Raw genomic sequence first — 14,170 nt, 5'->3', positions numbered from 1 at the left:
GATCACTTCCACATTTTCGAACTCGCCTGTTGGCTCGCTCGAGCAGGGTCGTTTCTCGTGCGTTAGTCCGCGCTCGGCTATTTGCTGTTCTTCGGTCAGCCATATCTGGCGGCAAACTTTGCTGTATAGCCTAAGGTCGCAGGACTTGGCCGTGAGGGACCAAAGGATCGTTCGCCGGCTTCATCCCCGGGGATTCCCCAGCTAGCCAACAGCCAATATCGGGTTATTGGGACGGTCGCCCCCGGGGCGAGGAAAGTTGTCTGTGGGAATGGCTTCAAATCTATGGCGTCTTGCGGTGCTAGAGACAAAATGATCCGGCGAATCAAATCGCAAACACCGAGGACCGGGAATGAGCCTCGTGGACCGAGAAGCTGGCTTGCAGCTTCCGTTGCCTATGGCAGCCGCTATCGGGGCAACCGAAGGGCGCTCGGTTTGGCTGTTGTCCGCCGGCAAGGACGATGCGGATGCGCTGCGGCGACGCTCGGGGGAAGGGACGGCTCGGCCGTTCCTGCTCGTCGATTTGGAGACCGGGGCCGAGGCTGTTTGTTCCTGCGACGTCCTGCTTTTGAAGACTGCGGACCGGCCCGGCCTAGACGTGCTGATCGATCCGACGTCCCTGGATGCGAGGGAAGCCAAAGCGCTGGCGGGCCGGATCGTGGCGTCTTTCCGGGCAAACCCAGATCGCTCGATCCCGCGTCGCTCGCTGGATCTGGGGCTAGTGAAGTTCGCCTCAAACACCCTGCGGCGCGATCGCAAGGGCTGGTCGCGAAGCGAGATCGAAAGCACCATCGACGTCCTTCTGGTCCGAGAGATGGCCGAAAGTGCCCGTCTGACCGAACGCCTTTGCGTCGAGCTCCTGGATCACCCCCAGCTCAATTCTCGATCCCCCCTCAGGGCCATCGCGCTGCGGATGTACGCGGACGCCATCCGAAGCGCAATGCTGAGCGACAGCGATCGGAGCTCGGCGCTTCGCCTGTATCGGCAGGCCGCCGATGGCTTCGCCGCGGCAGGAATGCCCGCACAGTCCGGCACCAGCCGAAGGTTGAGAACGCGCTTGACTGGCGAGGGCGAACAGCTCGATCTCTGGCCGGAGCTGGCAGTAGACGTCGCTCGCACGTTACCTCGCATAGGATTCCATATGCGGCGGTTCACCGGAATGAAGTTGCCGCTGGCCACTTTCGGCTTGCCCGCAGGCCAGCGCAGGGGAGGGCCGCTCAGGCACGCGGTGGTCGGAACGGTTGGATTGGAGCCGTCCATGATTGCATCCTGGCTGGCGAAGGACGCTTCCCCGTCCGCCGAAGTCTCAATGATCGTCCGGCCGCCGAAGTCTCTCAGTGGCATGGTAAGGGTCGACTTCGTCATAGACAGCGAGTTGGCTACACTTTCCGGGTTGGCGGGACGTGGCGCCTCGGGGCGACGCGATATTTATCGACTTGTCCCACGCAGTCCGACTTGCCAGATTTATCCGCAGTTCGCCGATACGAGTTTCGGCCGGCCGACGTCTTTCCTCATGGAAACTTCAGATGCCGCCCGCCACCTGATCCGATTGCAAGTCTTCACTCGCGATACTCCCCCAACGAGCATTGAATTCAACCTACCAGCCGTTTAGCCAGCCAACAGATGCCTCCCGCTGATCCAATTCCGGTCGTCGCCACCGTCGAGCTCATCGGTGACCGCTGGATATGGAGAATCGATTGCGGGCCAGATGGTGAGGCGATCGATTTTCAGAGCGGGCCTGTCGACGACGTTCGGGATGCATCTCGTGACATGAACGATTCGCTGCGGGCGCTTGTGGACGTCGTAAAGGGATGGAGCGACCTTTCGGAGGTTGCGAGAGCCGAGCACGTGAACGCTCTCAAACAGCGTGGAAGGCGTTTGGCCGGAGCGTTTTTCGATGGCAGGCAAGACGAATTCGCCAGATATCTGGGTCTGCTGACTTCTCCGGTCCTGACGCAGTACACCTATGGTCGCTCAGAACAGCCCTTGTTCGAGCACTGCTTACTGAACGACGGCAACGGCGAATTCTTCCTCGGAGAGCGATGCATCTGCCGATATAGAGTGATCAATGCCAAGCGAGCTGACCTGAGAAAGCACTATGAAGCGGCCCAGCTTTCTGGCCCGAGATTGGTGGGCTACGCCGAAGATAGTTCGCTAGATAGCGCATGCCGGATACACAAGAAGCCTGATCCCTCTCGGTCGGAGGAGGAGATCTCCATCCTGACGGATTTGGCGGGCGGCGAAGACAGCCTGTCGGTGCTCGACGCCCTGACTGAGTCCCTTTCGGATGCCGAGCTGGAGGTTCTGCGGAATTGGATTGCCGAGAAGAACCACGTCCTGCATTTCAATTGCCACACGGACCAGAGCTTAGAACTTCCCAGGCTGCGGTTGCGTTCCGGCGCGAAGATCGGGATTTTGGAAATGACCCATCCGATGAAGGCGGCGGACTTTCGCGGAACCCTGGTGTTTCTCAACGCCAGCTCGTCTGTGATCGGCAGAAGTAGCCTCAAGACGTCGATTGCCGAATTCTTTCGCCAGCGCCGGGCATCATGCATCCTCTGCACGACCGGACCGATCGAAGACCGCTTCGCGACGAGGCTGGCGAGAGTATTTTATGACTATCTTGGAGACGGCATGAACGTGGTGACCGCGCTCTTGGCTGCGAGACAGAAGTTGCTCGAGGAGGGGCATCCGATGGCGCTCCAGTATACTTTTATCGGCAACGACAACCATCGTCTGGTTTGAACGCATGGCTCCCGCTCAACCGCTTGCGAGACCTGAGCCTGTTCGTCTGATGCCGGCGGTCGCGTTCGGCCGCGCACCGGTGCGGCGGGCCGAGAAAGTAGAATTCGTCAACGGCCTAAGACGCGAGTTCCAGGAAAGCAGAAGCGTGATTGTGGCCGCCTATGCTGGCCTGTCCGTGCGAGAGATGCAGGCCTTGCGCAGGCACGCGAAGGCGAGCCAAACAAAGGTAAAGGTCGCGAAAAATCGGCTCGCACAAATTGCTGCCATGGGTACTGACGCCGAGGCGATCGTCCCCTTTCTGAAGGGACAGACACTACTTGCCTATTCCAGGGATCCAGTTGCCGCGTCGAAGGCCGCGGTCGAGTTCGCCAAGGATCACGAAAAGTTCGTCATCATCGGTGGCGCTATCGAAAATATGACGCTCGATGCCGACGGCGTGAAGGCCTTGGCGGAGCTTCCGTCGCTGGACGAGACCCGGGCCAACATCATCCGCCTTCTTTCGGCGCCGGCCGCCCGAATCGTCAGGTCCCTCCGGGAGCCTCCTGCCCACCTAGCCCGCCTGGCGGGCATTTTGGCTAGCCGCCCGGACCTTGCATTCGCCCAAAATAAGGATGAAATTAACGATAGGATGGTCCCGGTCGCCGCCGGAACCGCCCCCGAACTCGGATCGTTAGTCGACAGGCAACCTTTGCCATCGAGAATTGTGAAAAACCTTGAGTCCGGAGAGGTTGCGGAAAGGCTGGAAGGAATCAAGGAGGCTTCACTTTTTCTGCAGTCCCAGGAGGAGGGAGACAGCATGCGAAGCGGCAAGGCGCTGTCACCGGTTGAAGTCCTAGAGGGAGGCACCATTCCCGAACGTTTGTTCGAGCGCTTGTTCTCGACCAACGGAGATGAAGCCCGCCTGGCAGCCTATGCGCTCGTATCAGGTTCGCCGAGCTTCCGCGGCGGGTTGAACCCGAAAGCCTCGCCGACCGATTTGAACGAGAAGGAGCAGACTGAATTCGTAAGCGGCTTCCGGAAGCTTCTAGCCGCAGCCGGGCAGTCCCATTTCCCTTTGGTCGAAGTGCAATCCACGCCGCCAGAACCAGGCACGACTTGCCGGCTTCACGTGAGGGTCACTCTATCCCGCGTAGCGCCGTTCAGCGTCGGTGGCCGCTCGGTGCTTTTAGACGAAGCACCCATAGTGGATAAGCGCATGCGGATCGACAGCCCGCTTGCGGAGACCGTTAGCGCGACAGACTCGCATTTGCTGCAGAATGCCGATGGTCTCGTCGCAGTCGGCGAAACCGACATGACTATTCGTCCGGAGCATCTAGCAGGCCTGAAATTTCCGGTCGTCGTCCACTTCAACCACGGTGTTGATACTCTGGATTTCGACGTAGATGAATTCAAATCGGGCGACGAGCCGCCGGCCTATCCGGCTGTCGGTGCGGCCACGACACCTGCCCCGAAATCGGAGGGGTCGTAGTCCGCACTAAGATTGTCCCTGCGGGCAGTGTCCCGCAGCATTGCCCGCAACCGATCCGCATCGACCTTGCGGTCTCCCCGTCGCAGTCGTTCGAGCCAAAGGGCTGCGACACCTGCAGCGTGAGGGCAGGCCGCGCTTGTGCCGCTCGATAGCCTCAACCCGCCGCCTAGCCAAGCGGACAGGATACCGACACCGGGCGCTGTAATCGTGGGAAGGATGTTCGAGAAGCTGGCAATGCGCAGAAGGCTGTCCTGCTCGCGCGCCGCCGCAGCAACCGAGACCATGTCGGACGCTGCGGCCGGGAGCGAGACACCTATTTTGACTGCAGGTGTGCATTGGCGTCGGCTCTGGTTTCCGGCAGCTGCGACGATGAGGGGCGAGCACCCCAGCGCCGCTTGCTTTCGCATCAAAGCCGCTATGGCATCAAACATCCGAAGGTTCTTCCGATAAGAGATGAGACCATCCGAGAGCGCAAGATCGCGGGGCAATCCTCGTTCCTCGCTCTTCGATACCATGCCGAGATAATCGAACCCCAGGGACATCGAGATGATGTCTGCGCGTTCGCGCATAGCCCACAACATTGCCTCGAATACCATGTCGGACTCGATCTTCCCCGTGTCAGGCCTGACTTTGGCAATCAGCGCTCGCTTGATGCCTGGGGCGATACCTATCCTCGTCCCGCCGACGCTCTGCCCAAAGAGAATGCCAGCGCAATGTGTGCCGTGGCCGCATCGATCGCCTTTCCCCGACCCCGAGAAATCCCTTTCCAAGATCTTAAAGGGATCGAACGCGGGATGGTCGTTCACGATGCCTGAATCGATGATCGCGACGGTAACACCGGCGCCACTGAGATCGCAGGTCCCTGCGCCAACCGCCGAAATGCCCCAGTTGCCGCGATGATGTGGTGCATCGTCGAAGCTTTCGAAAGACTCGCAATGATCGATCAGCTCCATCGGTGCAACGGGAGCGACCTCGCGGACCGTGGGGTCCCTCTCAGCTTCGGCGACGTTCCTCTCACTGAGATCTGCAACCTCGATGCTCGCGTCCGTGAGTGCATATTCGCCCGGGTCGGACCCGCTCCGCAGGAGAACATATTTTTGCATCTCAAGCTCCTGCGATAGATTGCCCGATAGCCTATCCGCAACGCAAGCCGCGGCCGATCACCCCGCTTTGGCCGCATGTTGCGCTCAATGATAGTCCTCGCTAACAAGCCTTAGCCTCAAACGATCGATCGATTACATCATGCCACCTTTTGACGAGGAAGCCCTCAAAACAGCCATTGCAGGCGATATCGTGGGAGCCATTTCAATCGCGAGCCTCTCGGCCTTCGGCACAACGGCTAAATTCGCGCAAGGGTCTGTGGCGCAATTCATCAAAGACCTGCACATCGTGGTGCTGTCGGCGAGGGCTGGGTCGCGCATTCGGAAGTGCTGCGGCGGTATTTCGTGGTCGAGCCGCCGTTCTCTCGAGGTGAGCTGAAGAAGACAGAATTTCCGGATGCACTCGCGCTCCTGTCTCTTGAGTCCATCATACAACTGTGTTGCTGGTCAGCAGAGATAGGGACTGGCAAGCCTTCGCGGCCGCGTCAAAGCACCTGGTGGTCATAGCTGATCTCTCCGCGGCCTTGGATTACTTCAACGCTGCGGGGTCATTCGTCGTGGCGAAATGCCTTGCCTGCTCGCACCCGAGGAGCAGTCTGAACTTAGGGTGGACATCGAGGCCGCCCGCGAAAGCTTTCTGGAAACATTCGACGGCTGGAATTAGCCGAGCGCGACAAGCGGAGCGCTGTGGAATTGGCCAAGGCCCAGGTCAGCAGTGACCTGCAGAAGACCGCGGCCGCCAAGGACGCAGAAATCCAGGAGCTGGGGTCCAAGCTTGAGGGGAGCGCGGTCGCTCAGAAGCTGGCTGTCACCGAAGCGCTTAGCGCTGTGGAAAAGGAGCGTGACAGGCTCGCGAACGCGCTGGCCGATTCCGAGCGCGAAAAGAAAGCGGGCTCGGAGCTTGCTGACGCGCTGCTGGCAACCGAGCAGCACAAAATTGCCTCTGCCAAGGAAAAAGAAATCCAAGAGCTGAAGGCCAAGCTCCAGGGTGTCGAGCTTGAGAAAAAGCTCGCCGTGACAGAAGCGGTTGGCGCCATCGAGAAAGAGCGCGATGAGCTAAAGAACGGGATCAAGCAGGTACAGCTTGAAAAACAGCTCTCCGAGCAGTCGCTCAAGGACAAGTACGAAACGCAGATCAAGGATCGCGATGACGCGATCGAGCGTCTCAAGGATATGAAGGCCCGCCTCTCGACCAAGATGGTCGGCGAGACCCTCGAACAGCACTGCGAGACCGAGTTCAACCGGGTGCGCTCGATGGCGTTTCCGCGGGCGTATTTCGAGAAAGATAACGACGTACGGACCGGCAGCAAAGGCGACTACATCTTCCGCGACTCGGACGAGGCCGGTACCGAGATCATCTCGATCATGTTCGAGATGAAAAACGAGAGCGATAAAACCGCGACGAAAAGCAAGAACGAGGACTTCCTCAAGGAGCTCGACCGGGATCGCACCGAGAAGGGCTGCGAGTATGCCATCCTGGTCTCATTGCTTGAACCGGACAACGAGCTCTACAACACCGGCATCGTTGATGTCTTCCACCGCTACCCGAAAATGTATGTCATCCGGCCGCAGTTCTTCCTGCCGATGATTACGCTCTTGCGGAATGCGGCCATTAACTCGCTCAATTACAAGACCGAGCTGGCGCTCGTGAAAGCGCAGAATATCGATATCACCCAATTTGAGACCCAGCTTGAGACGTTCAAGACCGCATTCTCGAAGAACTACGATCTTGCTTCCAGGCACTTCCAGACGGCGATTACTGAGATCGATAAGTCAATCGATCACCTACAGAAGACCAAGGATGCATTGATCGGCGCGGACCGCAGCCTACGTCATCGCGAATGACAAGGCACAGGATGTGACGATCAAGAAGCTGGCCCGGGGGAATCCGACAATGGTGGCGAAATTTGCGGAGCTTAAGAGCCAGCCCGCTGAAGCGGCGGAGTGAGTTAGTCAAAGTTGTGCCTCGGTGCGCGTGAAATCGTGTAATCGCATGCACGATTTCAAGGCTCAATGCCGGAAGGGCGTTGCTCAACCGAAGCTATGGCCGAGCCACGCACCGATTCTCATACTGCTCGATCAGCTCGATCGGCCAAGGCAGATGACCGTCATCGACGTTGCCGCTGTCATTGCGCGGTCGCTTGATGCCGTCGCAGGGATTGCGACCGTCGAACAGCTCGTTTGTGATCGCCCATTTGAAGAGCTGGCTAACCGCGTTGAGAAAGTGCCGCGCCTGATTGTCTGAGCAGGATGACATGCCCTGTTCGATCTTCTGGCGCGTGATCGCGATAAGGGCTGATCGCCCGTCTTGGCCTCCATCTGCTTGTAGATCGGGCTGTGAGTGAGCCCCGGTTGCGGCCTCTATGAGCGATGTTCTTGTCGATGCCGGTTTCTTTCAGCGTCGGAATGATCGGGTTCCGGTCGGGACCGGCCCAAGAGCGTGCGGCTGCGCTGCGCAAGGCGCTGGAAACTTGAAAAGGCCCGGTTATCGTCCAGCGGTGGAAAAGATCAGGCGGATCGCGGAAGCGCCCGAGAGTAGATCGCGCGGCTGAGCGCAACCCGAGTCCGAATGAGATTTAGGTATTTTAATACCATTATAGGCCATTGACGTCACTGAAACGTCAATATATTCGTCAATAATAAAAGCAACTAAAAGGTCAATTGAAAGGTCACCTCATTTCTTGGAGGGCGCTATGGCCCCGAACGTCGTGCATTTGCCCCGTCCCGTCGCAGCTCGCGCTCCTCTCGATCCCTTCGGACTGTTTGTCCGGGTCGGGCGCAACGATCATCGAGAGCTGCTCGATTTAATGGCGACAGGGGAGCGCGGTATTTTCGGCTTCGTGATCGAGGCCCAGAACGTCGAGCGCCACAGCGAACTTGTCAGCGAAGCCTCGCGCCGAGGCTTCGACGTGGTCCTCGACCCCAAGACGCAGGCCATGGGCCTGCCGGGAGGTCACACCGACGGCTTGTCGGCGCTGCCGTGGGGTGAAGACCGTCACCACACCATCGCGGACTTCGACGGCGGCGCGGGGCGCGTGAAGGCGGAACAGATCGTCAAGTTCGCGATCAGGCACGGTTTCACTCAACTGCTCGGCCCCACACACGTGTTATCCACCCCCAACGATCAGTGGCTCCGGCGGGACATCGCGATGATGCGGCACACCGCCGACGCTATAGCGGCGTCGGGAAAGCAGCTCGGGCTCATCTACTCGCTGGCTCTTCCGATGGCAGTCTTTAGGAGGCGAGACGAGCGTCACGCCGTCACGTCAGCGATCGACGACGCGCCCTGCGACTCCATCTGGCTGAAAGTCGAGAACTTCGGGCGCACGGCGACCGGAGACAAGACCGCAGCATACATCGAGGGCTGTCGAGAGCTTCACGACCGCAGGATTCCCCTCGTTGGCGACCACATCGGCGGCTTGCCCGGCCTCGGAGCCTTGGTGTTCGGCGCGGTGGGCGGAATGGCGCACGGCGTGACGGTCAACGAGGATTTCTCGGCCGCCAACTGGCGGCGTCCTCCGGCATCATCGACCGGTTTCGGCTCGTCGCGGAGGGTCTATATTCCACAGCTCGACATGCTGATGAAACCCGCCGACGCCGGCGCGCTGCTGAAAGCGTCAACGCGCATTCGCGCCCTGTGCGGCTGTCGTGACACTCATTGTTGTCCGCATGGCGTGAAGGACATGCTCCAGCGTCCCGTTCGCCACGCTCTCTACCAGAGGGCGCGCGAAGTCGAGCAGCTTTCCGCGACCGCGCCCTCCCTTCAGGTGGGACGCTACATGGACGAGCGCGTTCGCCGCGTGTCCGACGACGTGGCGAGCATCGCCGCCATGCCCGGCCTGCCGGCGGAGGCTCAGAAAGGCATGGTGAAGAAGCAGAACGAGATGAGCCTGTTTCGGCAGGCGATGGCCCACCTTGCAGAATCATCGACGGGAGATTCTATGGCGATGCGGCCGCAGCGGCGTCAAGCCGGCGACGGTCGCGGAGAGTGAGTTTGACAGTGTTGAAGAGAAGGGAGGCGACATGGGCGCGGTCGCTAAGAGATTAGAGTCCATTCGGGTGAAAGGTGCGCTCAAGCACACCGACGTTGCCAACGTGCTTGGAACGCGCCCCGAGACCGTGTCTCGCTGGAATCAGGAGCGCGCTTATCCGCACGCCAGCACGGAGAGGACGCTTCTTGAGCTTGAGTTCATCGTGGATCAATTGGCCGACTTTTACGAGCCGAACGAGGCGCGGCAGTGGATTTTCTCACCGCAGAAGCTCTTGGGCGGCGAGTCTCCAGCCGTTCTGATCCGTGAGGGCAAGATCGAGGAGGTTCGTCGGCTGGTCGATCAATTGCGAGATGCGGTTCACTTGTGATCCACGACAAGGACCTTCTCGACCGATTGAGCGACCTGCCGCAGCGGCGGCTGGAGACGCGCGTCTACCGCGCGACCGGCCTCAGCAAGGACCCCGTGGCGGCCTCGACCGGCGGCGGTCGCTGGGCTCCGGTGTCAGACGGAACATTCAGCGTCCCCGTCCTCTACACGAGCTTCGAACGCGACGGCGCTTTGGCCGAGCTATCTTCCTTCTTGGCCTCCCTGACGCCGATCCCGAGAGCGAAGCGGTTGCTCAAGGTCAGCCGGCTGACCGTGTCGGTCGGCTGCGCGGTGCAGTTGACGAGCGATGATCTCGCCGCTTTGTCGGTCGACATGACCCGCTATGGCGAGCGTGACTACTCCAGAACGCAAGTTATCGGCGCGGCGCTAGCGTTCCTTGGCATAGACGGCCTTATCGCACCGTCCGCCCGGAGGCGCTGTGACAACTTGGTCATCTACGCGGATAACCACGCGATCACCGAAAGGCTCGACGTCGAGGAGGCCGAGGAGATGGACTGGATCACATGGGCCGAGGCTCAGGGGATAATCCCGTCGTAGATAGCGCCGCTTCCCAAGGAAAACGCAAAACCCGACCCGCTATGTGCTAATCGGGTCGAAAATGATGGCAATTCACCCATGGCCGAAGGCGATCCCATCCGCATCATCCCCCACCGTGGCGTAGACGACGACTGTGGGAGCCTTGAGGTGTGGTTCGCAGACGGACGGAAGTCGGTCAGGTTCTCCTGGGACAATCTTCTCTCGCGGCGACTGAACCCGAGCACCCTCACGCGACAAGACGCCACCGACAAGGCCACGGCGCTGGCGAAGGCTGAGATGGACAAGCCTGATTGACCGCAACGATGGAAGACGAGGAAGAAGACGATGAGCATGGCGTCGAATCGTTCGAGGCGCATTTCGACGCGAGGGATCGTGCAGTCGCGGTCCACGAGGCCGGTCACGCCGTCGTCGCGCGCGCGTTAGGTGCGCACGTCGTCTTCGTGGAGATCGATTTAATAACCGGCGACGGCAGGTCGCATTCTCAAAACTTCGTCGAACAGGTCAACAACCTTGCGGTCTGCGTTGCGGGCTGCATAGCCGAGCACGCTTTTGATGCGCGGTCATCGCCAGGAACAAAGATCAGTGACTTCAGGAAGATGCGGAAAATGCTGTCGGAGTTGCCCGAGGCGGACCGTCGCGCCGCACGCGCGGAAGGATACCGGATTGCCGAGGCGATGTTGAGAGAGCACGCGGACAAGGTGCAACGGCTCGCCGATGAGTTGATGGCGCGGCGATGGGGAGACGGGGCCGATACGGTCCGCATCGAGGGTGACGAACTGGTCACGCTGCTCGGAGCTACTGGTCATGATGAACGAAGCTCCGGATGATCGGCATACGCACCGGCCGGCGAAATATTGTCACACCCTAGTGGGCGGGGTGTGACAGGGGAACGAAAAATTTAATACTTTCAGGCGCGATGCTGCCGAATGGTGGGCCCGGCAGGACTCGAACCTGCAACCAGACCGTTATGAGCGTTCTGCCTCAGCAGAACACCCCTGTTTTTTACAGCGTTTTTCGCTGCGTTAATTTGCGATCTTCTGCGTTCGTTCTCGTTCATGCGCGACCCAAGCGGGACCCCGAGAGAGGCAGAAGAACAAAGGAGAACAGCGATTCCATCATATGCGATCAAGCGGCCATGCCAAAGCTTTGCCGCCAATGCTCTGAATCTACTTCCGTCTTCGGCGGCATAGCGGACATAGCTGGACTTGCTACTGGCGCGCCCCGGTCGCGAATGACACACTAGCGAACGTTCGCAAAATTACGCTGACGCTCCCGAACTTAGGAAAGCGCCCGCACGAGCCGCAGTGCGGTTGACCTTGCCCCACGGGCTTAATCCAGCTTGAAGTTTGTTCTGGCCCGCAACAAGGACCAGAGCATGAAGCGCAGTCGCTTTTCGGAAGAGCAGATCATCGGGATCTTGGCCGACGCCATGCTGGACAATGCGGCCTTGGAGGACCTCGTGGGAAAGAAATGGTGACGCCCGCGGCCAAGCGGAAAGCTGTCGCCCATCTCCAAGGCGCCTTCGGGATGAGCGAACGGCGCGCGTGTAAAGCCATCGGCCGCTGCCGCATGACCATGAGATACCAAACGACCCGGGCGGACGAAGCCGGCCTTCGCCAGCGCATGCGGGCAATCGCCCAGGAACGTCGTCGTTTCGGCTATCGACGCCTGCATGTGCTGCTCAAGCGGGAGGGCTATCTGGTCAACCACAAGAAGCTCTTCCGTCTGTACCGGGAAGAGAGGCTCGCGGTGCGCCGCCGTGGCGGCCGCAAGCGGGCGATCGGGACCCGGGCGCCGATGACGGTGGCGATGGCGCCGAACGACCGCTGGTCGCTCGACTTCGTGTCGGATCAGCTCACCGATGGCCGCCGCTTCCGTATCCTTACCGTCGTCGATGACTGCACCCGCGAGTGTCTGGCGCTGGTAGCAGACACCTCGCTCTCCGGCGCCCGGGTGGCGCGGGAGCTGGACCGGCTGATGATCGAGCGGCAAAGGGCACCTTACGCGACGTGACGACGCCGCATGGGGGCGCGACAAGGATGATGCCTTGGCGGCGAACTGGGATACGTTTCACTACACCAATGCCGCTCCGCAACACTAGGCGCTGCCCGAAAGCCCGCGAATCTGCGTCACCGCGCGCATAACGGCGGGACTGGGCGACGCCCATACGATGCCTTCCGACGGGGTGAGCTTGTGCTTGCTCGTACCGCGGTTGAGCTGAAGGAGCGCTTGCCGTAGTCGGAGGCGATGGTGATGCCGTCAAGCGCGGCCAAGTCGATATGCGGCTGAAAGTGTGTACATACGTCGTGGCCAGGTTGCCAAATGCGCGCGCATGTTCCTCGGTGTCGAACCCGCGAAGGCTGATCGAAATATTCGGGCGCCGTCGGCCGCGGCATTTCACCCTCCACGCTAGGCTGGGTCTCCGTGAGCGTGGCATCTGTCATCGGCAGCCAACGTAGGCGAACGACCGATTTGTGCTTTAACTGACCGGCACAAGCCATTGTTTTCACACGAAAAATCGACACTCTGCCCCAGAATCAAGTTGTGATCTTAACTTTCTTGATAAAGAGGCATTGTATCTTGATTTCATTAATCAAAATCAGGTCATAGGCTAATGAAAAATCGAGGAAATCGGTTTGGAAACTGAGAAACGACATCAAGACTCTCGCCCGCCAGCGGTTGGATGAAAGACTAGACGGGCTTAAACCAGCCGAGCGGTTCCGCATGCCGCCAAAAGGCTGGATCCGGGCCATACGCGAGGCCTTGGGCATGACCGGCGTGCAATTCGCCGGCCAGCTCCAAATCCGCCCCCTAAGCGTCGAGGCGCTCGGCCGCTCGGAGGCAACCGGCGCAATGCAGTTCAAAACGCTGCGCCGCGCCGCCCGCGGCTCTCGACTGCACGCCCGTCTGTGCCCTCGTACCGAACAACTCCCTGGAGCATGCCGTGCGCGCGCGCAAAATCGCCATGCGGGACCTTCGCCGTGTCGCTCACATCATGAAGCTGAAAGCCCAGGCGACCAGCGATGCCAATCTTGAAGCGCGCAGCGAGGCGTATATCCGCGACCAGATCAAGGAGCGCGACCTATGGAACGAGCCGTGAGCGATCTCTTCGAAGAGCCCGACGATGCCACGCCGCTCGCGCCGGGAGAACGCGATGCGCTGTTGCAGACCGGATCACGGATCGCGACGATCTCAATGAGGCGGAGCAGGAAAACATCGTTAAGGACGCGGCCTGGGCAGGCAGTCGGCGGGGCAACCTGCCGATCCGCTGAATGAGGATTTCGCAAAGATGCTCGGCCATCCGTCGCGCATGGAGGGCATCGAGGCCGTAGCGAACTTTTTCTGGCGCTGAGCCCTTCAAACGGCACCATGGGATTGACCTCCTCAACATCAGTGCCGAGATGCTCAAGCGGCGCATCGTCGACATCGCGCAGTGGACGCCGTTCTCCGAACTGCATGTCATCTTCGAGGTCTGCGGCCGCGCGGACGAACTGATTGAGCAAGCGTTCGCCGATTTCGGGATCGAGGAAGACGGACGGCCGATCCCCGTCGAATGCAATTTCATTCCCGAGCCCGTGCATCCGGCTTTGGAAGTTGCAGATTTTGTGCTGCACGCGGTTGCAGCCCTCGCTCCATGCCACTGATGAAGGCGCGATCGACGCCCATACGTTCTGCAACGGCTTCCTGGCTTAGGCCCTGGGCCCAAGCGAAATCGACGCGGATCTGCTCCAAAGACCTTGCGGATGTCCATCCGCAGGATAGGAAGCAATCGCGTATATGGCGCTAAGTGGTACATTAGGCGGGAAGGTCGACAAGCGACGTACGCAGCTCGTCCAATAGCTACTCGTTCTAAGTAATTATGCTCGACCTGATAACAATATGGCGGTTGTGTGCACATACTCTACGGACAAGGACTAAAATCGATCAATGGAGTTGATAGCACT

At 59.9% G+C, this 14,170-nt stretch carries 13 protein-coding genes and 4 pseudogenes; 16 read left to right on the top strand and 1 reads right to left on the bottom strand.

Going from position 1 to position 14,170, the window contains the following annotated elements; all coding sequences use genetic code 11:
* The first annotated feature begins 349 nt into the window (after window positions 1-349).
* From LMTR21_RS24855 to rplJ, 3 genes are read left to right on the top strand one after another with little or no spacing between them, the layout of a single operon-like run.
* Complete coding sequence (locus tag LMTR21_RS24855) at window positions 350-1,609, top strand: hypothetical protein (protein ID WP_065754866.1); 1,260 nt, start codon at window positions 350-352, stop codon at window positions 1,607-1,609.
* 11 nt (window positions 1,610-1,620) lie between these two features.
* On the top strand, window positions 1,621-2,742 hold the full coding sequence (locus LMTR21_RS24850; RefSeq protein ID WP_065754867.1) for a CHAT domain-containing protein: 1,122 nt from the start codon (window positions 1,621-1,623) through the stop codon (window positions 2,740-2,742).
* A 49-nt stretch (window positions 2,743-2,791) separates the two neighbouring features.
* Window positions 2,792-4,210, top strand: coding sequence for a 50S ribosomal protein L10 (rplJ, locus tag LMTR21_RS41625; protein ID WP_347339125.1), 1,419 nt, complete (start codon window positions 2,792-2,794; stop codon window positions 4,208-4,210).
* Here the strand turns inward: rplJ and LMTR21_RS24840 are convergent.
* Window positions 4,156-5,313 carry a S8 family peptidase gene (locus tag LMTR21_RS24840; protein ID WP_065754869.1) on the bottom strand — a complete coding sequence of 386 codons (1,158 nt, stop codon included), beginning with the start codon at window positions 5,311-5,313 and terminating at the stop codon, window positions 4,156-4,158. The genes rplJ and LMTR21_RS24840 overlap by 55 nt on opposite strands.
* A gap of 139 nt (window positions 5,314-5,452) precedes the next feature.
* Between LMTR21_RS24840 and LMTR21_RS24835 the strand changes: the two genes are divergently transcribed.
* The 13 genes and pseudogenes from LMTR21_RS24835 to LMTR21_RS40240 all read left to right on the top strand — a co-directional run bounded on the left by LMTR21_RS24835 (window position 5,453) and on the right by LMTR21_RS40240 (window position 13,870).
* On the top strand, window positions 5,453-5,689 hold the full coding sequence (locus LMTR21_RS24835; RefSeq protein WP_065754870.1) for a hypothetical protein: 237 nt from the start codon (window positions 5,453-5,455) through the stop codon (window positions 5,687-5,689).
* 272 nt (window positions 5,690-5,961) lie between these two features.
* A pseudogene (locus tag LMTR21_RS24830) lies at window positions 5,962-7,258 on the top strand (DUF2130 domain-containing protein); the annotation flags it as partial.
* Window positions 7,259-7,303: 45 nt separating this feature from the next.
* On the top strand, window positions 7,304-7,555 hold the full coding sequence (locus LMTR21_RS24825) for a hypothetical protein (RefSeq protein ID WP_141688473.1): 252 nt from the start codon (window positions 7,304-7,306) through the stop codon (window positions 7,553-7,555).
* A gap of 448 nt (window positions 7,556-8,003) precedes the next feature.
* On the top strand, window positions 8,004-9,302 hold the full coding sequence (locus LMTR21_RS24820) for a hypothetical protein (RefSeq protein ID WP_141688474.1): 1,299 nt from the start codon (window positions 8,004-8,006) through the stop codon (window positions 9,300-9,302).
* 31 nt (window positions 9,303-9,333) lie between these two features.
* Window positions 9,334-9,669, top strand: a complete 336-nt coding sequence (locus tag LMTR21_RS24815; RefSeq protein ID WP_065754873.1) for an antitoxin Xre/MbcA/ParS toxin-binding domain-containing protein — start codon at window positions 9,334-9,336, stop codon at window positions 9,667-9,669.
* Complete coding sequence (locus LMTR21_RS24810) at window positions 9,666-10,226, top strand: RES family NAD+ phosphorylase (protein ID WP_065754874.1); 561 nt, start codon at window positions 9,666-9,668, stop codon at window positions 10,224-10,226. The genes LMTR21_RS24815 and LMTR21_RS24810 overlap by 4 nt, the downstream gene beginning before the upstream one ends.
* A gap of 78 nt (window positions 10,227-10,304) precedes the next feature.
* Window positions 10,305-10,520: a hypothetical protein gene (locus LMTR21_RS24805; RefSeq protein WP_065754875.1), complete on the top strand. Its 216-nt coding sequence runs from the start codon at window positions 10,305-10,307 to the stop codon at window positions 10,518-10,520.
* Window positions 10,517-11,053 (top strand): ATP-dependent metallopeptidase FtsH/Yme1/Tma family protein, encoded by a 537-nt coding sequence (locus LMTR21_RS24800; protein ID WP_141688475.1) that lies wholly within the window; start codon window positions 10,517-10,519, stop codon window positions 11,051-11,053. The genes LMTR21_RS24805 and LMTR21_RS24800 overlap by 4 nt, the downstream gene beginning before the upstream one ends.
* Window positions 11,054-11,601: 548 nt before the next feature.
* Window positions 11,602-12,215: pseudogene (locus LMTR21_RS24795) on the top strand (IS3 family transposase); the annotation flags it as partial.
* A 43-nt stretch (window positions 12,216-12,258) separates the two neighbouring features.
* Window positions 12,259-12,327 (top strand): annotated as a pseudogene (locus tag LMTR21_RS41040) (hypothetical protein); the annotation flags it as partial.
* A gap of 843 nt (window positions 12,328-13,170) precedes the next feature.
* The gene (locus LMTR21_RS41905) at window positions 13,171-13,326 is read left to right on the top strand and encodes a helix-turn-helix domain-containing protein (RefSeq protein WP_430642468.1); all 156 of its coding nucleotides are present in this window, start codon (window positions 13,171-13,173) and stop codon (window positions 13,324-13,326) included.
* A pseudogene (locus LMTR21_RS41900) lies at window positions 13,323-13,477 on the top strand (mobile mystery protein B); the annotation flags it as partial. The gene LMTR21_RS41905 and the pseudogene LMTR21_RS41900, both read left to right, overlap by 4 nt.
* Window positions 13,478-13,627: 150 nt before the next feature.
* Window positions 13,628-13,870 carry a hypothetical protein gene (locus LMTR21_RS40240; protein WP_065754877.1) on the top strand — a complete coding sequence of 81 codons (243 nt, stop codon included), beginning with the start codon at window positions 13,628-13,630 and terminating at the stop codon, window positions 13,868-13,870.
* Window positions 13,871-14,170: the final 300 nt, after the last annotated feature.

The sequence above is a fragment of the Bradyrhizobium paxllaeri genome, assembly GCF_001693515.2.
GTDB classification, from domain to species: domain Bacteria; phylum Pseudomonadota; class Alphaproteobacteria; order Rhizobiales; family Xanthobacteraceae; genus Bradyrhizobium; species Bradyrhizobium paxllaeri.
This window is presented reverse-complemented; position numbering and strand designations above follow the sequence as displayed.

Coding starts and splice junctions, on each gene's coding strand:
- LMTR21_RS24855 (WP_065754866.1), top strand. CDS start 350: ATGAGCCTCGTGGACCGAGAAGCTGGCTTGCAGCTTCCGTTGCCTATG.
- LMTR21_RS24850 (WP_065754867.1), top strand. CDS start 1,621: ATGCCTCCCGCTGATCCAATTCCGGTCGTCGCCACCGTCGAGCTCATC.
- rplJ (WP_347339125.1), top strand. CDS start 2,792: ATGCCGGCGGTCGCGTTCGGCCGCGCACCGGTGCGGCGGGCCGAGAAA.
- LMTR21_RS24840 (WP_065754869.1), bottom strand. CDS start 5,313: ATGCAAAAATATGTTCTCCTGCGGAGCGGGTCCGACCCGGGCGAATAT.
- LMTR21_RS24835 (WP_065754870.1), top strand. CDS start 5,453: ATGCCACCTTTTGACGAGGAAGCCCTCAAAACAGCCATTGCAGGCGAT.
- LMTR21_RS24825 (WP_141688473.1), top strand. CDS start 7,304: ATGCACGATTTCAAGGCTCAATGCCGGAAGGGCGTTGCTCAACCGAAG.
- LMTR21_RS24820 (WP_141688474.1), top strand. CDS start 8,004: ATGGCCCCGAACGTCGTGCATTTGCCCCGTCCCGTCGCAGCTCGCGCT.
- LMTR21_RS24815 (WP_065754873.1), top strand. CDS start 9,334: ATGGGCGCGGTCGCTAAGAGATTAGAGTCCATTCGGGTGAAAGGTGCG.
- LMTR21_RS24805 (WP_065754875.1), top strand. CDS start 10,305: ATGGCCGAAGGCGATCCCATCCGCATCATCCCCCACCGTGGCGTAGAC.
- LMTR21_RS40240 (WP_065754877.1), top strand. CDS start 13,628: ATGCTCAAGCGGCGCATCGTCGACATCGCGCAGTGGACGCCGTTCTCC.